We start from the raw sequence: 19930 nt of genomic DNA, 5'->3' as shown, positions 1-19930 counted from the left end.
TTCATGTCATGAATTATCAAATTAAAGCCTCTTCACTTTCCAATGAAGATGCTGTTATTCATATAAAAGAATCGAATATTGATTTTGGCACAACTCCTAAAACCGCCGAAATTTCACCGAATCCGGCAGAACTATTCTTAGGTTCATTTGCTGCTTGCATGTTAAAAAATGTAGAACGTTTTTCGAGTATGATGAAATTCACCTACTCAAAAGCTACCCTTGAAGTAAATGCCTCTCGTCTTGAAAATCCACCAAAGATGGACAATATTATATACAATTTAACCATCTACAGCGACGATAAAAAACTTAATATAGGTTTATTAAAAAAGAACATAGAAAAATTTGGTACTATTTACAATACCATAAAATTATCTTGTAACATTTCTGGAACTATTAAAACTATAGAAAATGTTTGATTGGATTCAAAATATAGCAGATTGGTTTGTCTATGATGTTTTAAACTTAAGCAAAGGTGAACACATTGCAGAAGCTTTAAATTTCTTTATTTACGACACCACTAAAATTTTAATTTTACTATTTGTTATTATCTTTTTAATGGGAATTGTAAATAGTTATTTCCCGATTGATAAAGTAAAAAATTACCTTTCTAGAAATAAATTATACGGATTAGAATACTTAATGGCAAGTCTTTTTGGGGTGGTCACTCCTTTTTGTTCTTGCTCATCAGTTCCTTTATTTATTGGTTTTGTAAAAGGCGGAATTCCGTTAGGAGTTACTTTTGCATTTTTAATTACTTCTCCCCTTGTTAACGAAGTTGCCATCGGACTTTTCATTGGTTTATTTGGAGTTAAAATCACTCTAATTTATCTAGTTAGTGGTATTTTATTAGGAACTATTTCTGGTATTATTCTTCAAAAATTAAAATTAGAAACTTATTTAACACCTTGGGTAAAAGAAGTTCTAGCCAATGCACAAAGAGAACAAGACGTTTTTATTGCTGAGAAACAAACCTTAAAACAACGATTACCAATCATTTGGGAGGAAGTCGTAAATATTCTAAAAGGTATTATTCCGTATGTACTTGTTGGTATCGCCATTGGCGGATTAATGCATGGTTATATTCCTGAAGGCTTTTTTGAACAGTACATGGCAAAAGACAATTTATTTGCAGTGCCCATTGCTACCATTTTAGCAGTACCCATGTATTCTAATGCCTCCGGAATATTACCAGTAGCGCAAGTTTTAGTGGCTAAAGGAATTCCGTTAGGAACTGCAATCGCTTTTATGATGGGCGTTGTGGGCTTGTCTTTACCAGAAGCAATGCTTTTAAAGAAAGTGATGACCTTAAAACTAATTGGAATATTTTTTGGAGTGGTAACACTCTGTATCATCATCTCGGGATATTTATTTAATATAATTTTATAAGAATTCTTATGGCACATTCACACAACCACGCACCTCCAACTTTAAACTCTAAAGATATTAACCGCTCTTTTCTAATAGGTATTGCTTTAAATGCTGCATACGTAGTCATAGAATTGTTTTATGGTTGGAAAATTGGTTCTACCGCTTTACTTTCTGATGCGGTACATAATATTGGTGATATTTCTGGTTTATTATTGGCTTTTCTAGCCTTTCGGTTACTTCGTTTTAAACCCAATTCCGTATTTACATACGGATTAAAAAAAGGTTCTGTATTGGCCTCTTTTATCAATTCTATATTATTAGCTTTTGCTATTGGAGCCATTGCTTGGGAAGGAGTTCGTCATATTCTAAATCCGCATAACATTAACGGAAATATAGTGATGATTGTGGCTGCCATAGGAATTGTCATTAATTTTTCATCAGCTCTTTTATTTCGTAATAAAAAGAAAGACGATTTAAATATTAAAGCAGCATATTGGCATTTAATGGCAGATGCATTAGTTTCTTTAGGTGTGGTAATATCTGGATTAATTATAAAATATACTGGTTGGAATTTAGTAGATGGAATTGCCGCAATTCTTGTTGCTTTAGTTATTCTAGGTAGTACCTGGAGTCTTTTTAAAGATAGTATTATAGCTATGATGGATGGTGTTCCTTCAGAAATAAACACCCATGAAATTACTTCACATATAAAAGAAGTAGCTGGTGTTGCAGGTGTGCATCATATTCATATCTGGAGCATGAGCACCAATGAAAATGCACTAACCTCTCATATTGTAGTAGAAGACTTAAATGATATTCCAAGAATTAAAGCAGACATAAAAGAGGAATTAAAGGAACATAATATTACACATAGCACCTTAGAGTTTGAATTAATAGAAGAAAAGTGTTTAGAAAAAAATAAACTTTAAATCAATTTCACATGAAAAGAATCAAACTTTTTGCCGTATTAACAATCGTTTTAATACTAACCGCTTGCAGCGGAGAAAAAAAGAAGAATGAGCAATCTTTAGATCAAGCTATTTCTAAAATAGAAGTTATGGACTTCCACTCTACGCACCGTTGTATGACTTGTAATGCAATTGAAAAAAACACTAAATATACTTTAAATACGTATTTTTCAAGAGAATTAGAAGAAAATAAAATTACGTTTCAAGTAATTAATGTTGACGAAAAAGAAAATGAAAAAGTTGCTGAAAAATTTGAAGCTGCTGGAACTGCATTAATTTTAAATGTGATAAAAAACGGAAAGGAAACTAAAATAGATTTAACTGATTTTGCTTTTATGAATGGAAACGACCAAGATGTCTTTTCTAAAGAATTAAAAGCTAAAATAGACACTGAATTAAAAATCCTATAAATGGATTTTTTACAATCTCTTTTAGAGCATTACAATTTCCCTATTTTATCAGCCTTCATACTCGGACTAATGACTGCCATTAGTCCGTGTCCTTTGGCTACCAATATAACGGCAACTGCATTTATCTCTAAAAACATTTCTAGTAAACGAAAAGTTTTTTTAAGTGGATTGTTATATTCTTTAGGCCGTAGTTTTAGCTATACTGCCATTGGGTTGATATTGTACTTCGGTGCGAGTAAATTTCATATTGCTCGTTTTTTTAATCAAAATGGAGAAAAATATTTAGGGCCTTTATTAATAATTATTGGTTTGATTATGCTAAATATTATCAAACTTAATTTTTTAGGAAAATCTAATTTTCAAGAAAAACTATCTGATAAATTTAAAGACAAAGGCTTATTAGGTTCCTTTTTAATTGGAGTCGTTTTTGCGTTGGCATTTTGTCCGTATAGTGGCGCTTTATTTTTCGGAATGTTAATTCCGATGACCATTGCATCTGCAGACGGCTTGTATTTACCTATAATTTTTGCATTAGGTACCGGATTACCTGTTATTCTTTTCACCTATTTATTAGCCTTTACTGCAGGTAAAGTGGGAGTGTTTTACAATAAAATAACTAAAATTGAAAAAGTAATGCGTACTGTTGCCGCTGTGGTTTTTATATTAACAGGCTTGTATTATGTTGCTATTTTTACAGGAATATTAAAATAATTTAATTTTTAATTTGCAACACATTAATGCGTTGTACTAGTGAATGCGCAACAGGACCGAATTGGTTAAAGATAGCAACATCAACAGCATCAAGACCATAACCTATAGTTACATACCCTCCTTTTTTACCAGTTTGGGTAGCATCAAAAGTATACCATCGTCCACCTATATAAGCTTCAAACCAGGCGTGCATATCCATAGGCTCTAATTTATATAAATAACCAACCACCATACGAGCAGGAATGCTTAAACTTCTACATAAAGCTATGCCTAAATGCGCTAAATCTCTACAAACTCCAGAGCGTTTTTGATACACTTCTGTAGCAGAAATAGGGTAATCACTACTACCCGGAATATAACTAATATTAGTTCGCAGCCATTCTTCTATAGCAAATACTTGTTTATAACCAACCGGTTTATTTGCAGTAATAGTATTTGCCAAATCATTAAAACGGTCAGACTCACAGTATCTACTTGGCAACAAATAACAAAGCACATCATTAGGTAACTGATGTATTTCTACAAAAGGTGCATCAAAATTTACATCTACAAATTCAGAGGTTTTTACATCTGAACTCGTATAAATTGAAAACTTACCTATTGGAGCTACAAAACGCTGACATAAGTTACCAAAATCGTCCGTAAATTCAATAATATTTACATTAGGAGATATTTTAAATTCATCCCGCTCAATCCATTGTTCTGCACCACTACGTGGACGCAACCTTACAATAAAAGGAGTTCGTGTTTCTATATCAAAAACCAAATTACAACTAACATGTAACCACATAGATAAATCTTATTAATAACAATTGTTATTACCAAAATTGGCAACACTTAAATATAGTAGATTCCTTATAAAGAAGTGTTGCTTTATATGTTATAATAACGTCATAATTATACGTAAACAACAATTATTAGTCCTATAATTAGTGAATTAAGCACTTTATAAAAAGAGATAACAATCTATTTCTTTTTAATCAATAAATTTTTACTCTTCTTATTGTTTATCAATAATTTATTTTCATAAAATGAATCAGATAAAAACATTTCTTAAAGTATTCTTTTAAAAATAGATATGTGATATCATAGAAAAATCCCAATAATTTCTCATTGGGATTTTTTTAAATTTTATAAAAATAATTCTAAAATTAGATTTAGAATTTATTACACATTAAATCTAAAGTGCATGATATCACCATCTTTAACAATGTACTCTTTACCTTCTACTTTCATTTTACCAGCTTCTTTTACTTTTGCTTCAGAACCATACGCTACAAAATCTTCATAAGCAATTGTTTCTGCTCTAATAAAACCTTTTTCAAAATCTGTATGAATAACTCCTGCAGCTTGTGGCGCAGTAGAACCAATAGGAATTGTCCAAGCTCTAACTTCTTTTACACCTGCTGTAAAATAGGTTTGTAAGTTTAATAATTTATATGCAGAACGCACTAACCTAGATACACCAGCTTCTTCTAAGCCCATATCTGCTAAAAACATTTGTCTTTCTTCGTAATCGTCTAACTCTGTAATATCTGCTTCTGTACCTACTGCTAAAACAATAACTTCTGCATTTTCGTCCTTTACAGCTTCTTTTATTTTTTCTACATACTCATTTCCAGAAACAGCAGCACCTTCATCTACATTACAAACATATAATACTGGTTTTAAAGTAATAAATTGTAACGGCTGTACAAACTCCATTTCTTTTTCTGTAAACTCTAAAGTTCTTACAGAAAGTCCTTTTAATAAAGTTTCTTCAATTTTAAGTAAAACAACTAATTCTGCTTGCGCTTCTTTATTACCTGTCTTAGCAGTTCTTTTTACACGTTCTAAACGTTTTTCTACTGCTTCTAAATCTTTTAATTGCAATTCAATATCAATCGTTTCTTTATCTCTTACAGGATCTATAGAATTATCAACATGAATAATATTGTCGTTATCAAAACAACGTACTACATGTAAAATAGCGTCTGTTTCTCTAATATTTGCTAAAAACTGATTTCCTAAACCTTCACCTTTACTTGCTCCTTTTACCAAACCAGCAATATCTACAATCTCTACAGTAGCGGTTTGAACTCTTTCTGGAACAACTAATTCTTCTAATTTTTTTAAACGTGCATCTGGTACGTTTACAACTCCTAAATTTGGTTCAATAGTACAAAAAGGAAAGTTTGCACTTTGCGCTTTTGCGTTTGATAAACAGTTAAATAAAGTTGATTTTCCTACGTTTGGTAATCCTACAATTCCGGCTTTCATCTAAATAAATTTTTCTTCAAAAGAAAGTTTTTAACTTAAAATTAATAAACTCTCTTAAAGTTTTAAGAATGCAAATATAATACTTTGTTAAACTTAAAATGATTTTTATTTATAAATAAAGAATAACGGTACATTTATAAAAAAATCAACCATTTATGATAAAAAAACTACTTTATGCTACATTACTATTTTTGAATATTATAGTAATCAATTCACAAACAATTTCTGGTAAAGTCATCAACCAAAATAATTCAAATTCCATTGAAAAAGCAGCTCTTTTAACAGACCTAAAATCAGGAACAACTTCGGATGAAACGGGTACATACACCTTAAATTTAAGTAACGTAAAAACACTTACTGTTTCTTGTTTAGGATATCAATCTAAAACCATTACAAAAAATCAATTAATAAACAATCATTACATTATAAACTTACTAGAAGACGTAAACCAACTAGATGAATTTCAACTAAACCTTACCAAAGTTACTTTGGATAGTTTATTGATTAAAACAGCTACTAACATGAAAGAGAATTACCTTTCATCACCAGTAAAACAAGATGTTTATGCTATCGAGAATCAAAATTTAGACTTTAAAAAGCTAGAGTTCGAATTAAATGCTAGTTCACTTTTAAGTAGAAAAAAAAGAAAATTAGCAGAAAAAGAATTAATGCAATTTGCTGATAATCTTCAAGAAAAAAACCCTGCTTTTGGTACTGAATTTAAAGCAACTGTTCTAAATAAAAAATTCTATTCTGAAGAACGTAAAAAAGAGGTAGATTCTTATAAGGTAGAAGCTATTCAGGGTTTTAAAAAATTAGATATAGGTAATGGAGTAACCTTAGAAAACATTACCCAAAGACTACAAAATATAGTTTTAAAACAATTAAATTCTAAAAATACCTATAAAGTAAAATCTGGACTTTTTAAACTGGAAGACTCTTTGTCTATGGCAGAAACAACTAGAGTTGCAGATTCAATAGCAAAAGACAATACTTTTAGTGATTACAATCAAAGTTATCCGCTTAGAAATTTAAAATATACAAGTGTATTTTTTAATGCTTCTTCCGAAAAGAATTTTCTTGATCAGAAATATTACGAACATCAATTAGAAGAAAATGAAATATTAGGAACTAAAAAATATTATGTAGTTTCATTTACGCCAAACAAATCAAAATCTAAATATTCTGGTAAAATGTATATTGATCCAACTGATTTTTTTATCAAAAAAATAAAATATACCTATGCGGATGGAAAACGCGGACAACATTTAAATTTAAAGTTTTTATTAGGAATTAAATTCTCTGAAAACGAACATAATGTAACCATTTTTTATGAAAAAGATAAAGACGAAAAAATATACAGTTCTTACATAAAAGAATCTAAAACAAATTACGCCTACATAGATAGACCTATAAAATTTATAGAAAATGCTGATGAAAGAAACAAGGTGAAATTTAATATAAAAGTAGAAATAAATGTAAAGGAAGACAGGGAAACCTATGTAAATAATATTAGAAATTTTGATTCTGATAGTTTTAAAAAGAAAACCAAAGAAGAAATTAAAGAAGCCTATAAAAAAAGAACTCTTTTTATGACTTCAGAAGCTTATGACACTTCTAATTGGAAAGATAAAACTTTAATTCATCAATACTTAGCGCAATATAACTAAACAAAAAAGCCCCAAATCTAATAATTTGGGGCTTTTATAATATTCTAAAATATTTTATTTAGTCGTTATGCAAAAATTGTTGTTTTGCTAACAACTCTTCTTCTGTTTCTACAACGTCGTCATCTGGCACACAACAATCTACAGGACATACTGCAGCACATTGTGGCTCATCATGAAAACCTTTACACTCTGTACACTTATCTGGAACGATGAAATAAATTTCATCTGAAACTGGTTCTTGATCTTCATCGGCATTTACAGACTTACCATTCGGTAAAACTGCATTTCCTTTTAAATCGGTTCCGTCAGAATATTTCCAATCGTCTGCTCCTTCGTAAATTGCAGTGTTAGGACATTCTGGTTCACATGCCCCACAATTTATACATTCATCTGTTATTATAATTGCCATAATTTTTGTTCTGTTTTTGTACCTTTGCAATTGCAAAAATAAAGCCAAAATAATAGACAACCAAAATAAATGGATAGTATTCAAAACAGAATTATTGCTTTCGCAAAATTAGGCGCCTTTTTAGGGCAGTTTTCTATCGATAAAATAAAAAAAATCGATAATATTGAACATAATGAAATCTTTTTTGATGGCTTTTTACATCAGATAAAATTAGCCCAAGAAAAGAATTCTTGGTTTACTAAAGACAACCTTTTGTTCTCTTTAAATAGCTTACATAAATCACTAACAGAAAATAACTTAAATAAGTTTACCGAAAGTTTTGATTTAAATACTAAATCATCTAAAAAAGTAGCGATTGTAATGGCAGGAAACATACCTTTGGTAGGTTTTCATGATTTTTTATCCGTATTAATATCTGGTCATTCGGTATTGGTAAAGCAATCTTCTAGTGATAAACACTTATTACCCTTTTTAGCAAAGTATTTAGAGTATGTAGAACCTACTTTTAAGGGAAAAATCACTTTTACGGAAGAAAAATTGACGGATTTTGATGCTGTTATCGCTACAGGAAGCGATAATACGGCACGTTATTTTGAATATTATTTCAAAAATAAGCCAAATATTATCAGAAAAAGTAGAAATTCGGTGGCGGTTATCACCGGAAAAGAAACGGAAGATGATTTTATAAAATTATCTGATGATATTTTTCAATATTTTGGATTAGGTTGTAGATCTGTTTCTAAATTGTATGTCCCAAAAGGCTATAGTTTTGATACCTTTTTTAATGGAATGTATGCTAAAAAAGATATGATTGAAAACGCAAAATATGCTAATAATTACGATTATAACAAAGCGGTATACCTAATGAGCTTGTTTGATTTATTAGAAAACGGTTTTCTAATGATTAAAGAAGATGAAAGCTACGCCTCTCCTATTGCCACAATATTCTATGAATATTATGACAATGAAACAGATTTAAAAATAAAATTACATCAAGATAAAGAGAAGATACAATGTATTGTTGCCAAAAACTTTATAGAAAATGAAGTTGCTTTTGGGCAAACACAACATCCTGAGTTAACAGATTATGCAGATGGTGTAAATACCTTAGAATTTTTATCAAAAATATAACCCTCTCAAAGGGATTTTGAAAACAAATTAACGTTAGCTTATTTGCTGACTTAAATTATTATAATAAAAGTAGTTAAACTTAATTTTATTCAAGTGAAAAAACATAATTTTAGTGCAGGTCCTTGTATTTTACCACAAGAAGTGTTGCAAAAAGCATCAGAAGCAATCTTAAATTTTAATGATGATAATTTATCATTAATAGAAATTTCTCACAGAAGTAAGCCTTTTGTAGAAGTAATTGAAAAAGCACGTTCTTTAGCTTTAGAGTTGTTAGGATTAGAAAATAAAGGCTACCAAGCATTGTTTTTACAAGGTGGTGCTAGTTTAGAGTTTTTAATGGTTGCTTACAATTTATTAGATAAAAAAGCAGCTTATTTAAACACTGGTACTTGGGCAGATAAAGCTCAAAAGGAAGCAAAAGCTTTTGGAGAAGTTGTAGAAGTTGCATCTTCTAAAGACAAAGGTTACAACTATATTCCTAAAGGATATACCATTCCAGCAGATGCAGATTATTTTCACTGTACAAGTAACAATACAGTGGCAGGTACGCAGATGAAAGCTTTTCCGGAAACGAATGTTTCTTTGGTTTGTGATATGAGTTCAGATATTTTTTCTCGTCAGTTAGATTTTGAAAAATTTGATCTTATTTATGCAGGTGCTCAGAAAAATATGGGTCCAGCAGGTACAACTTTAGTTATTATTAAAGAAGATATTTTAGGTAAAGTAGAAAGACATATTCCTTCTATGTTAAACTATCAAATTCATATTGATAAAGATAGTATGTTTAATACACCTTCTGTATTTGCAATCTATGTTTCTATGTTAACTTTACAATGGTTAAAAGATTTAGGCGGAATTCCTTTTATTGAAGAAGTAAACAATAAAAAGGCGGCTCTTTTATATGCAGAAATAGACAGAAACCCTTTATTTAAAGGAATAGTAGCTAAAGAAGATAGAAGTACCATGAATGCTACTTTTACTTTAACAGATGATTCTTTAAAAGAAAAATTTGATGCCTTATGTAAAGAAGCTGGTATTAGCGGTATAAATGGTCATAGAAGTGTTGGTGGCTATAGAGCTAGTATGTACAATGCATTGCCTTTATATAGCGTGCAAGTTTTGGTAGATGTAATGAAAAGCCTGAGCCCATCCTAACCTTCCCAAAGGTAAGGAACTCTCACTGTTGAGTAATAATTAAACAGTTAAACAAATACACGATTCAACAAGAAATTAGAATGAAAATATTAGCAAACGATGGAATTTCTAAAAGCGGAATAGCTGCTTTAGAAAAAGGAGGATTTGAAGTACTAGACATAAAAGTAGCACAAAATCAGTTAGAAAATTATATCAATGAAAACAATATTGATGCAATTTTAGTAAGAAGTGCAACACAAGTTAGACAAGAATTAATAGAAGCTTGCCCTAGTTTAAAATTAATTGGTCGTGGTGGTGTTGGCTTAGATAATATTGATGTAGAATACGCAGAAGACAACGGTTTACAAGTAATTAATACGCCAGAAGCTTCTTCTAGTTCTGTGGCAGAATTGGTTTTTGCACATCTTTTTGGTATGGCTCGTTTTTTACATTCTTCTAACCGAGAAATGCCTTTAGAAGGAGATTCTCGTTTTAAGGAATTGAAAAAAGCGTATTCTGAAGGAATTGAATTAAGAGGAAAAACCATTGGTATTATCGGTTTTGGACGTATCGGACAAGAAGTTGCTAAAATTGCTATCGGAATAGGAATGAACGTTTTAGCTACAGATGACGAAGTAACAAGCGCTCCGATAACTTTAGAGTTTTTTAACGGACAAAAAACTACTTTTATTATTGACACTATTGATAAAGAAGAACTTTTAAAAGAGTCTGATTTTATTACTTTACACACACCAGAACAAGAAGATTATATTATTTCTGCATCAGAAATTGAAAAAATGAAAGATGGTGTAGGAATTATAAACACAGCAAGAGGTGGCGTTTTACATGAAGTAGACTTAGTAAAGGCTATAGAAAGTGGTAAAGTACAATTTGCAGGTTTAGATGTTTTTGAAACAGAACCAACACCGGCAGTACAATTATTAATGAATCCAGAAATTTCTTTAACTCCACATATTGGTGCGGCCACTAAAGAAGCACAAGACAGAATTGGCGTAGAATTAGCAAATCAGATTATTGCTTTGTTAAAAAATTAGAATAAAGGTAAAAGATAATAGGTAAAAAAACCGTAATCTTTACTTAAATATTGAAACGCAAAGTTCGCAAAGTTTTATCGCTAAGAGCGCAAAGAAATAGTCTGTAAAATATTTTTCTTAAAACATTTGTAAAGAACTATTTTAAAAAATTAAACTCTGTGTTTCTCTGTGAAACTTTGCGAATCTCTGTGTAATAACAAACTTAAACATGATTAAAGAAAACCTATTAAAAGTAAAACAAACCCTTCCAGAAAATGTAACCCTGGTTGCCGTTTCTAAAACCAAACCTATAGAAGACTTACAAGCGGCATATGATGCTGGTCAGCGTATTTTTGGAGAGAACAAAATTCAGGAAATGGTAGACAAATATGATGCTTTACCCAAAGACATTCAATGGCACATGATTGGTCATTTACAAAGTAATAAGGTAAAGTACATGGCTCCTTTTGTAAATTTAATTCATGGTGTTGATAAATTTTCTACTTTAAAGGAAATCAACAAGCAAGCAAAAAAACATGATAAAGTTATCAACTGTTTATTACAAGTAAAAATAGCCAAAGAAGACACTAAATTTGGTTTTTCTTTTAATGAAATTGATACCATTTTAGCATCAGAAGCATTCGCTGAATTAAAGAATATAAAAATTACTGGTTTTATGGGAATGGCCACGTTTACAGACAATAAGCTACAGTTGAAAGAAGAATTCTCTTCACTAAAAACCTTCTTCGACGCACACAAATTGAAAACTACAACTGAAAACTGCAAACTAGAAACTTTATCTATGGGAATGAGCGGAGATTATATGCTCGCTATAGAAAACGGAAGCAATATGGTAAGAGTTGGTAGCGCTATATTTGGTCAAAGAAATTATAATGCTTAATTTTATCCTTAAAGAAAAAGACTTTGTACGCAATTTTAGATATTGAAACCACCGGAGGAAAATTTAATGAAGAAGGCATCACAGAAATTGCTATTTATAAATTTGACGGACATACTACAGTAGACCAGTTTATTAGCCTCGTAAACCCAGAGAAACCAATTCAAGAATTTGTGGTAAAACTTACGGGCATTAATAATAAAATGCTCAGAAACGCTCCCAAATTCTATGAAGTTGCCAAAAGAATTATAGAAATTACTTCAGATTGTATTTTAGTAGCTCATAATACCACTTTCGATTATAGAATTTTAAGTACAGAATTTGATAGATTGGGATATGATTTTAATAGAAACACCTTATGTACGGTAGAATTAAGTCAGCAATTAATTTTAGGCCAACCCTCTTATAGCTTAGGCAAACTTACAAAGTCTTTAGGAATACCTATTACAGATAGACACAGAGCTTCTGGAGATGCTTTGGCAACAGTACAATTATTTAAATTATTGCTAGCAAAAGATACTAGTAAAACCATTATACAAAGTTCTATAAAATATTTTGATAGAAGAGATCAGAAACAAAAATTACGAAAATTAATAGAAGAAATTCCAACCATACAAGGTATTTTTTACATTCATGATAAAGAAGGGAAAGTTATCTTTATAGGAAAAGGGAAAAATATAAAAGCAGAAGTAAATAACCTTTTTTTAAAAGTAACAAGAAGAGCTGTTAAAATTCAAGAAAGAGCACAATCTATCTCTTTTGACAAAACAGGGAATGAACTTTTCACACGCCTAAAATATGCCATAGAATTAGAAGTTTTATCACCTAAATTTAACTTTAAAAAGAAACCAAAATTTATTACTCAAGACTTTAATAATGAAGACTTTATTATCGTTGAAAAGGGAAGAGAAATAGAAGAAAATGCCATTATACTAATAGAAAACAATGAGGTTTTTGGTTTTGGATATACAAATTTAAGCAATCAAGAAACCAAGTTAGATATTTTAAAAACGGTTTTAACACCTATAGAAGATAAAATTCAAGCAAAAAATATTATTAAGAACTATATGAATAAAAATAAAGTTCAGAAAATTATTAGATTGTAATTCAAACACTTCTAAATCGTAAATTATAAAACAAGGCAACTATTTGTATTCTATTACTTTTTCTTAATCCAATCGTATTTGTAGAATCAATGTTTCTCTTTTTTAAGTGTTTATAAAGCTTTATTTTTAAATATACTTCTTTAGATTCGCCACAGATACATTTTATGAATTTAGAGCTATTAATTATCAATTTCAACAAAAGGACGTAAAGGCCTGTGAAAAACTATACAGTAAAAGAAATTTATATAAAAATTGAAGAATAACTATAAAAATACTTCTTGGAAACATCGCCTTCATGAAATTATTTATGAAGCAGACACCAAAGCAGGTAAATTATTTGATGTTGTCTTATTAATTGCTATTCTAACGAGTATTCTATTGGTAATGCTAGAAAGTGTAGAAAGCTTTGATGCCAAGTATCATGTCTATTTAAATATTTCTGAATGGATTATTACCATCCTTTTTTCTATTGAATATATCCTAAGAATTATATCTATAAAAAGGCCTTTAAAATATATATTTAGCTTTTACGGTATTATAGATTTACTTTCTACCATACCCAAATATCTGTCCTTATTCTTTATAGGTTCTCATCATTTGGCAGCTTTAAGAGCTTTGCGTTTGTTAAGAATTTTTAGAATATTAAAACTTGCAAGATATATTGGCGCTTCTAATAAACTATTAATTGCCTTAAAAATGAGCAAAGCAAAAATTTCTGTTTTCTTATTTTTTGTTGTCATACTTTGTGTTATTTTAGGTACTGTAATGTATATGGTAGAAGGTGCAGAAAATGGATTTACAAGCATACCTAGAAGTGTCTATTGGGCAATTGTTACACTTACCACAGTTGGTTACGGAGACATTGCACCTCACACTCCTTTTGGTCAGTTTATTGCAAGCATTGTTATGATATTAGGTTATGGTATTATTGCCATTCCTACAGGAATTGTAAGTGCAGAAATGGCTAAAACTACAGATAATAACGTACAAACAAACACGCAAGTTTGCCCTAATTGTACAAAAGGAAACCATAAAGATGGCGCAGAATTTTGTTATAATTGTGGTAGTAAATTAAACTAAATGACTTCTAATAATTTTTTAATTACCATTGTTGGTCCAACTGCAATTGGTAAAACCGCTTTAAGCATTCAATTGGCAAATCATTTTAAGAGTGCTATTATTTCTTGTGATTCTAGACAGTTTTACAAAGAAATGACTATTGGAACCGCTGTGCCAGATGCAGATGAATTGGCAGCAGCAAAACACCATTTTATACAAAACAGAAGTATTTTTGAAGATTATAATGTGGGCTCTTTTGAAAGAGATACCCTAGCAAAATTAGACGATCTTTTTAAAGAAAACCCAATTCAGATTATGGTAGGTGGCTCTGGTTTGTATGTAGATGCTGTTTTAAAAGGATTGGATTATTTTCCGGAAGTAGATCCTAAAATAAGAGAAGACTTAACACTAAAATTAGAAAAAGAAGGTGTAGCAGTTTTGCAAGAACAGCTAAAAGAATTAGACCCAGAAACCTATAATGTTATTGAATTACAAAACCCTAAACGGGTGATGAGAGCCTTAGAGGTTTGTATTGGTTCTGGCATTCCCTACTCTACTTTTAAAAACAAACCCAAAGCTCCTAGAAATTTTACGTCCATAAAAATAGGATTAGATGCCGATAGAGAAATTATTTATAATCGTATAAATATGCGTGTAGATATTATGATGGAAAATGGCTTGTTAGAAGAAGCAAAAGCATTATACCAACATAAAAATTTAAACGCACTGCAAACCGTTGGTTATAGAGAATTGTTCTCTTATTTTGATGGAGATTTTACCAAAGAGTTTGCCATTTCCGAAATTAAGAAAAACACTAGAAGATTTGCAAAGCGACAAGGTACTTGGTTTAAAAGGGATGAAAACACCTTATGGTTTGATTATCAAACGGACATAAATACTATTATTGCCAAAGTTTCTGATAAAATTAACATTTCAAAACTGTAAAAACTTTTGTAATTCAATCGCTTTTATATCTTTGTTACACAAAAATAAAAATACATGAAATCAAAAATTATATTTATTGCTATTGCACTATTAAGCACCATTTCTATTGCACAATCTAAAGTAGGAACCGTGGATAGCGAATACATTATTAGTCTAATGCCAGAAACCAAAATTGTATCCCAAAGATCACAAAATTACGGAGCAAAATTAGATTCTTCTTTTAGCATTAAAGTAAAAAGTTATCAAGCTAAAGTAGAAGCTTTTAAAAATAATGAAAAAACATTGGGTGAATTAGCAAAACAAGCAGATATTAAAGAATTGACTACCATGGAAGATGATATTAAAAAATATCAACAAAACGGAAACAAGCTAATGCAATTAAAGCAAAATGAGTTAATGCGACCTTTGTACACAAAATTAAGTGAAGCTATTGCTACTGTGTCTAAAGCCAATGGATACACGCAGGTTTTAACTATTACTGGTAACGAATTTGCTTACATAGATAATAAATTTGATATTACAGAATTGGTCTTAAAAAACTTAGGCGTTGCAATACCTGCAGCCAAAGAATAGACTTTTCTTCTAAGAATATAGTATAAGAAGCCTTACAGAAATGTGAGGCTTCTTTTTGTTTTAGACAGGTATTTTTAACGATTAAATAAACTCTATATAAACTATAATAGAAGTTACTTTATAGGATTTATTCTATAGATAGAAATGACAAATTTTGATGATGTTCATAATACACAAACATTTAGTTGATAACATTGCGGGAAACCGTAAACTTTATTCAAAGTTATTGTCGAAATTTAGGCTAGAAAAAGAAATAATTAATAATAAAATATACTTTTAAATTACAATGGGATTATTTAATAAATTGTTAGGAAATGCAAGTGAGATTTCATCTGAAAAACTAAATCAAAAATACGGCAGATTACTTATTGAAAATGAAGATATTGAATTAGGTTTTAAACTATTAAGAGATACTTTTATGTTTACAAACAAACGTTTAATTCTAATTGATGTACAAGGAATTACAGGCAGCAAAATAGAATATAAATCTATGCCATATAAAAGTATCTCCAGATTCTCTCTTGAAACCTCAGGGACTTTTGATTTAGATGCTGAATTAAAAATTTGGATATCAAGTGAAAATATTCCTTCAGTGAGTAAAAAATTTAATAAAAGCATTGATGTTTATGAAGTACAAAAATATTTAGCTAATAAAGTGATGTGATATGTTAAATAATAATTCAAAATCATCTTATTAAACAAGTAACTTAAAAAAGAATATGCAAAATAATTGCACTTCATTTACTTCTGATGATAAGAGAAATAAAGTAAAACGTTAACACAATAAAGATATAATGCCAATACTGAATGATATAATTGACTGGGTTGAAAACAAACCTAACTTCTGGCAAGTAGCAATTGACCGCTTAATTAGAAATAATGAACTTACTGATAATGACATTACGGAATTAACAAAAATTTGTAAGGTAGATTATGGATTATCGAAATATGTTTTTACTAAAGTAGATTTTAATGATTTAAGAAATTTTGCAAATAACGCAAGCAGTAGTAATGATGTTATACTTTCTAAAATTTCTAATGTTGATAATATAAACGCACTATCAAAAAATTGTGAATTAGATTTTGCCCCAAAAGGGCTTACGATAGTTTATGGCGACAATGGTTCTGGAAAATCAAGCTATGTAAGTATTTTAAAACATACTTGCAACACAAGAGGACACAAGCCAGAAATTAACGATAATTTATACGACCCAACTTCTTTTGGAAAGGATAAAAAAGCTGATATTGAATATACAATTGATGGAACAAACTTTAATATAGTAAATCTTGTAAACGAAGAAGTAAGTAATTCTGTTTTAAAAAGTGTCGATGTTTTCGACACTTTTAGTGCAAACCATTATATTGAAGGAGAAGATGAAATTGCTTTCATTCCACAAGGTTTGTCTATTGTAGAAAAATTGGCAGCTAATATAAAAATAATTGAGAGCAAACTAAATTCAGAATTATTAAGTCCAGCATTAAAAGGATTTGAATATTCACTTTTAGATGTTTCCGCATGTTCAACAGCTAAAACTTTTCTCGAGAAATTAAACGCAGAAACAAATTTAGATGAGTTAAGAACTGAATCTATTTGGAATTCTACTAAAGATTTTAGAATTGAACAGTTGATTAAAGAAATAGAGAAATTAAACGCAATAGACCCAAAGAAAAACTTAAAAGAAAATGAAGAAAAGATAAAACGCTTTGAAATTTTGGAAAAGAAATTTCAAACGCTTGAAGATAATTTGACAGGTCAAATCTTAATAGATTTAAAGCAAGCGTTAAATAACTTTGTAACAACTAGTAAAGCTTTAAAAGAATCTTCTGTAAAAGAATTTTCTGATTTACCAATTGAAGGTGTTGGAAATAGCTCGTGGAAATTGCTTTGGGAAAGTGCCCGTAAATTCTATAATAAAAGTACGGAAACGGAGAACTTTCCAGAAATAAATAAAGATAGTAATTGTCCTCTTTGTCTTCAAAGTTTAGATGAAGATGCAAAAAATAGATTTACTTCTTTTGAAGAATTTATAAAAAATGATATTCAAAAAACTTATGATGAAGCATATAATAAATTTGACTTAGCTTTTAAAGATTTGAATAAGCTAGATTTCTCTTTTGAAGAACAAAAACCAACAACAATAGAATTAAATGAATTGATTGATGATTATTCTAAAAATCAAGAACAATATTTAGATTTACTTTCTAAACAAAAAGAGAATTTGATAACTCTTTTTAATACTAAAAAAATTATTCACGATTTTAATGAAATTGAAATTGAGAACACACCAAAAACACAAATACAAGAACTCATTAAAACCTTAATGGAAACAAATGAGAAATTAAAAGTCCAATCAATAGAAGAGGATTTAAAACCACTTAATAAAGAATTAAATCAATTAAAAGGAGAAAAAAAGATTTACAATTATAAACCAAAATTAGCTCGTGAAATTTATAGACAAAAAAAAATAAAATTACTTCATCAATGTATTCGTAATTGTAATACTCGAACCATAACAACACATAGTAACGAGTTAACTACAAAATATATATGTCAAAACCTTAAACAGAATTTCAAAAAAGAACTAACCAAACTAGGTTTTAAAAATATCAAAATAGAAACCGAGACAAAAGGAAAAAGCGGAAAACAATATCACTATTTAAAGCTTGATGAACAAAACGCAAATAAAATTATTTTAAAAGATATTTTAAGTGAAGGAGAGCATAGATGTATTTCTCTAGCAACATTTTTATCTGAATTGTCTATTTCAGAACATAAAAGTGCAATAGTATTTGACGACCCAGTTTCATCATTAGATCATAAATGGAGAAATAAAATATCAAAAAGAATTACAGAGGAAGCGTTAGAACGTCAAGTTATAGTTTTCACACATGACATCACCTTTCTAATGATGATTCAAGAACAATCAAACAAACTAAATTGTAATTTAGATATAAAAAGTCTTACTAGAAAGGCAAAAGAAACAGGTATTATTGCAATTAATCCACCTTGGGATGCATTGAAAGTTAGCACTAGAATTGGAATTTTAAAAAATGCACATCAAGAATTGAGAAAAATTGAAAATACGGAAACTGAAGAAATATATAAGGAAAGAGCAAAAACCTTATATGGTAAACTTCGAGAAACATGGGAACGTTTTATTGAGGAAGTATTTTTGAATGGTGTTGTTCAAAGATTTGGAAGAGCAATTCAAACTAAGGCTTTATCAAAAATTGTAGATTTAACAGCTGAAGATTATAATATAGTCGATGTAAATATGAGTAAATGTTCCACTTGTTTTACTGGCCATGATGCTGCAGGAGCATTAATTGAAGAAACACCTGACTCCGATGAATTTCTTACTGACTTAATAATATTAGAAGACTTTATAAAAACAATCAGAAAGCGTAGAAAATAATCACCAAATTCATTCTTAAAAATAGAGAATTTCACAAGTTAAAAACCGAAATTTGTTATCAAGTTTCAACAGAAAAAAAACAATAAAAAATGAGTACAGTTATAGAAAATCCTTTGGTAAAATTAATTGGTGTTTGGAAAGGTGCAGAAGGTGTAGATCTTGCTCCGAAACCAGACGAAGATGAAAATAACCCGTATTACGAAGTTTTAACCATAGAACCTGTAGATTTAGAAATAGAGAATGCAGAAGAACAAGAATTGGTTTCGGTTAGATACCATCAAATTGTAAGAGAAAAAGCAAATAACAAAGTATCTCACAGTGAAACTGGTTATTGGATTTGGGATAAAAACGAACATACCATTATGAATTCTTTTTCTATTACAAGAGGTGTTTCTGTGCTTGCAGGAGGAGAAGCTACAGAAGTAAACAACGAGTTAAAATTAAGTGTTGCTGTCTTAGAAAATGATACCAAATGGGGAATTGTACAATCTCCTTTTATGCTAAAAAAAGCAAAAACTTTATCTTTTAAACGAGAGTTTACAGTTATAGATAACAAATTAAGCTACACACAAGAAACGCTTTTAGACATTTATGGTAAAACGTTTTCACATACAGATGTAAATACCTTATACCGAGTTTAATCGCTGGTCGATAGCCATGAGTATAATTCACAAAGACTAACCTAGAAATATAAAATATTTATTTCGGAAGCATACCTCCTATTATTGGTTCAAGATTTTTGATTCAAAAAAAATCTCCGAGATACATTCTCGGAGATTTTTTCAATCTGAATTTATTTCAGATTTTTACTTTAGTATCTTTTAGAAAACCACTTTTAG

Annotated in this window: 20 protein-coding genes; 17 read left to right on the top strand and 3 right to left on the bottom strand. The window is 29.7% G+C overall.

Annotation, left to right across the window (positions count from 1 at the left end; all coding sequences use genetic code 11):
- Positions 1–8: 8 nt before the first annotated feature.
- Genes MPF19_RS04770 through MPF19_RS04750 form a run of 5 tightly spaced genes read left to right on the top strand, consistent with a single transcriptional unit; the run spans position 9 to position 3457 of the window.
- Positions 9–416 (top strand): OsmC family protein, encoded by a 408-nt coding sequence (locus tag MPF19_RS04770; protein WP_249987013.1) that lies wholly within the window; start codon positions 9–11, stop codon positions 414–416.
- Positions 409–1386, top strand: a complete 978-nt coding sequence (locus MPF19_RS04765) for a permease (RefSeq protein WP_249987012.1) — start codon at positions 409–411, stop codon at positions 1384–1386. The genes MPF19_RS04770 and MPF19_RS04765 overlap by 8 nt, the downstream gene beginning before the upstream one ends.
- Before the next feature lie 8 nt (positions 1387–1394).
- Positions 1395–2297 (top strand): cation diffusion facilitator family transporter, encoded by a 903-nt coding sequence (locus tag MPF19_RS04760; protein WP_249987011.1) that lies wholly within the window; start codon positions 1395–1397, stop codon positions 2295–2297.
- 11 nt (positions 2298–2308) lie between these two features.
- Positions 2309–2746, top strand: coding sequence for a nitrophenyl compound nitroreductase subunit ArsF family protein (locus MPF19_RS04755; protein ID WP_249987010.1), 438 nt, complete (start codon positions 2309–2311; stop codon positions 2744–2746).
- The gene (locus MPF19_RS04750; RefSeq protein ID WP_249987009.1) at positions 2747–3457 is read left to right on the top strand and encodes an aromatic aminobenezylarsenical efflux permease ArsG family transporter; all 711 of its coding nucleotides are present in this window, start codon (positions 2747–2749) and stop codon (positions 3455–3457) included.
- Between the two features lies 1 nt (position 3458).
- On the opposite strand, the gene MPF19_RS04745 is transcribed toward MPF19_RS04750, so the two are convergent.
- Positions 3459–4247 carry a transglutaminase family protein gene (locus tag MPF19_RS04745; protein ID WP_249987008.1) on the bottom strand — a complete coding sequence of 263 codons (789 nt, stop codon included), beginning with the start codon at positions 4245–4247 and terminating at the stop codon, positions 3459–3461.
- 377 nt (positions 4248–4624) lie between these two features.
- Positions 4625–5716, bottom strand: coding sequence for a redox-regulated ATPase YchF (ychF, locus tag MPF19_RS04740; RefSeq protein ID WP_249987007.1), 1092 nt, complete (start codon positions 5714–5716; stop codon positions 4625–4627).
- A 155-nt stretch (positions 5717–5871) separates the two neighbouring features.
- Between ychF and MPF19_RS04735 the strand changes: the two genes are divergently transcribed.
- Positions 5872–7386 carry a carboxypeptidase-like regulatory domain-containing protein gene (locus tag MPF19_RS04735; protein ID WP_249987006.1) on the top strand — a complete coding sequence of 505 codons (1515 nt, stop codon included), beginning with the start codon at positions 5872–5874 and terminating at the stop codon, positions 7384–7386.
- A 58-nt stretch (positions 7387–7444) separates the two neighbouring features.
- Here MPF19_RS04735 and MPF19_RS04730 read toward each other — a convergent pair whose 3' ends face one another.
- Positions 7445–7795, bottom strand: coding sequence for a 4Fe-4S dicluster domain-containing protein (locus MPF19_RS04730; protein ID WP_203393008.1), 351 nt, complete (start codon positions 7793–7795; stop codon positions 7445–7447).
- Positions 7796–7864: 69 nt separating this feature from the next.
- Between MPF19_RS04730 and MPF19_RS04725 the strand changes: the two genes are divergently transcribed.
- From MPF19_RS04725 to MPF19_RS04675, 11 genes are all read left to right on the top strand, one after another.
- Positions 7865–8926, top strand: a complete 1062-nt coding sequence (locus MPF19_RS04725; RefSeq protein ID WP_249987005.1) for an acyl-CoA reductase — start codon at positions 7865–7867, stop codon at positions 8924–8926.
- A 93-nt stretch (positions 8927–9019) separates the two neighbouring features.
- Positions 9020–10081, top strand: a complete 1062-nt coding sequence (gene serC / locus MPF19_RS04720; protein WP_249987004.1) for a 3-phosphoserine/phosphohydroxythreonine transaminase — start codon at positions 9020–9022, stop codon at positions 10079–10081.
- A gap of 80 nt (positions 10082–10161) precedes the next feature.
- The gene (locus MPF19_RS04715) at positions 10162–11115 is read left to right on the top strand and encodes a D-2-hydroxyacid dehydrogenase (RefSeq protein WP_249987003.1); all 954 of its coding nucleotides are present in this window, start codon (positions 10162–10164) and stop codon (positions 11113–11115) included.
- 208 nt (positions 11116–11323) lie between these two features.
- Positions 11324–11995, top strand: coding sequence for a YggS family pyridoxal phosphate-dependent enzyme (locus MPF19_RS04710; RefSeq protein ID WP_249987002.1), 672 nt, complete (start codon positions 11324–11326; stop codon positions 11993–11995).
- A gap of 23 nt (positions 11996–12018) precedes the next feature.
- Entirely contained in the window at positions 12019–13098 is a 1080-nt protein-coding gene (locus tag MPF19_RS04705) for an exonuclease domain-containing protein (protein ID WP_249987001.1), read from the top strand.
- A gap of 252 nt (positions 13099–13350) precedes the next feature.
- The gene (locus tag MPF19_RS04700; protein WP_203393014.1) at positions 13351–14178 is read left to right on the top strand and encodes an ion transporter; all 828 of its coding nucleotides are present in this window, start codon (positions 13351–13353) and stop codon (positions 14176–14178) included.
- Positions 14179–15102: a tRNA (adenosine(37)-N6)-dimethylallyltransferase MiaA gene (gene miaA / locus MPF19_RS04695; protein WP_249987000.1), complete on the top strand. Its 924-nt coding sequence runs from the start codon at positions 14179–14181 to the stop codon at positions 15100–15102.
- Positions 15103–15156: 54 nt separating this feature from the next.
- Positions 15157–15675: an OmpH/Skp family outer membrane protein gene (locus MPF19_RS04690; protein WP_249986999.1), complete on the top strand. Its 519-nt coding sequence runs from the start codon at positions 15157–15159 to the stop codon at positions 15673–15675.
- A 286-nt stretch (positions 15676–15961) separates the two neighbouring features.
- On the top strand, positions 15962–16339 hold the full coding sequence (locus tag MPF19_RS04685) for a PH domain-containing protein (protein WP_249986998.1): 378 nt from the start codon (positions 15962–15964) through the stop codon (positions 16337–16339).
- 130 nt (positions 16340–16469) lie between these two features.
- On the top strand, positions 16470–19091 hold the full coding sequence (locus tag MPF19_RS04680; protein ID WP_249986997.1) for an AAA family ATPase: 2622 nt from the start codon (positions 16470–16472) through the stop codon (positions 19089–19091).
- 89 nt (positions 19092–19180) lie between these two features.
- Complete coding sequence (locus MPF19_RS04675) at positions 19181–19732, top strand: heme-binding beta-barrel domain-containing protein (RefSeq protein WP_249986996.1); 552 nt, start codon at positions 19181–19183, stop codon at positions 19730–19732.
- The last annotated feature ends 198 nt before the right edge of the window (positions 19733–19930 follow it).

The sequence above is a fragment of the Polaribacter sp. Z014 genome (assembly GCF_023555435.1).
Classification (GTDB): domain Bacteria; phylum Bacteroidota; class Bacteroidia; order Flavobacteriales; family Flavobacteriaceae; genus Polaribacter.
Note: the sequence above shows the minus strand (reverse complement) of the source record. Positions and strands in the feature narration are given on the sequence as shown.

Excerpts from the sequence above, each read along its gene's own strand:
- MPF19_RS04770 (WP_249987013.1), top strand. The coding sequence starts at position 9 with ATGAATTATCAAATTAAAGCCTCTTCACTTTCCAATGAAGATGCTGTT.
- MPF19_RS04765 (WP_249987012.1), top strand. The coding sequence starts at position 409 with ATGTTTGATTGGATTCAAAATATAGCAGATTGGTTTGTCTATGATGTT.
- MPF19_RS04760 (WP_249987011.1), top strand. The coding sequence starts at position 1,395 with ATGGCACATTCACACAACCACGCACCTCCAACTTTAAACTCTAAAGAT.
- MPF19_RS04755 (WP_249987010.1), top strand. The coding sequence starts at position 2,309 with ATGAAAAGAATCAAACTTTTTGCCGTATTAACAATCGTTTTAATACTA.
- MPF19_RS04750 (WP_249987009.1), top strand. The coding sequence starts at position 2,747 with ATGGATTTTTTACAATCTCTTTTAGAGCATTACAATTTCCCTATTTTA.
- MPF19_RS04745 (WP_249987008.1), bottom strand. The coding sequence starts at position 4,247 with ATGTGGTTACATGTTAGTTGTAATTTGGTTTTTGATATAGAAACACGA.
- ychF (WP_249987007.1), bottom strand. The coding sequence starts at position 5,716 with ATGAAAGCCGGAATTGTAGGATTACCAAACGTAGGAAAATCAACTTTA.
- MPF19_RS04735 (WP_249987006.1), top strand. The coding sequence starts at position 5,872 with ATGATAAAAAAACTACTTTATGCTACATTACTATTTTTGAATATTATA.
- MPF19_RS04730 (WP_203393008.1), bottom strand. The coding sequence starts at position 7,795 with ATGGCAATTATAATAACAGATGAATGTATAAATTGTGGGGCATGTGAA.
- MPF19_RS04725 (WP_249987005.1), top strand. The coding sequence starts at position 7,865 with ATGGATAGTATTCAAAACAGAATTATTGCTTTCGCAAAATTAGGCGCC.
- MPF19_RS04715 (WP_249987003.1), top strand. The coding sequence starts at position 10,162 with ATGAAAATATTAGCAAACGATGGAATTTCTAAAAGCGGAATAGCTGCT.
- MPF19_RS04710 (WP_249987002.1), top strand. The coding sequence starts at position 11,324 with ATGATTAAAGAAAACCTATTAAAAGTAAAACAAACCCTTCCAGAAAAT.
- miaA (WP_249987000.1), top strand. The coding sequence starts at position 14,179 with ATGACTTCTAATAATTTTTTAATTACCATTGTTGGTCCAACTGCAATT.
- MPF19_RS04690 (WP_249986999.1), top strand. The coding sequence starts at position 15,157 with ATGAAATCAAAAATTATATTTATTGCTATTGCACTATTAAGCACCATT.
- MPF19_RS04685 (WP_249986998.1), top strand. The coding sequence starts at position 15,962 with ATGGGATTATTTAATAAATTGTTAGGAAATGCAAGTGAGATTTCATCT.
- MPF19_RS04680 (WP_249986997.1), top strand. The coding sequence starts at position 16,470 with ATGCCAATACTGAATGATATAATTGACTGGGTTGAAAACAAACCTAAC.
- MPF19_RS04675 (WP_249986996.1), top strand. The coding sequence starts at position 19,181 with ATGAGTACAGTTATAGAAAATCCTTTGGTAAAATTAATTGGTGTTTGG.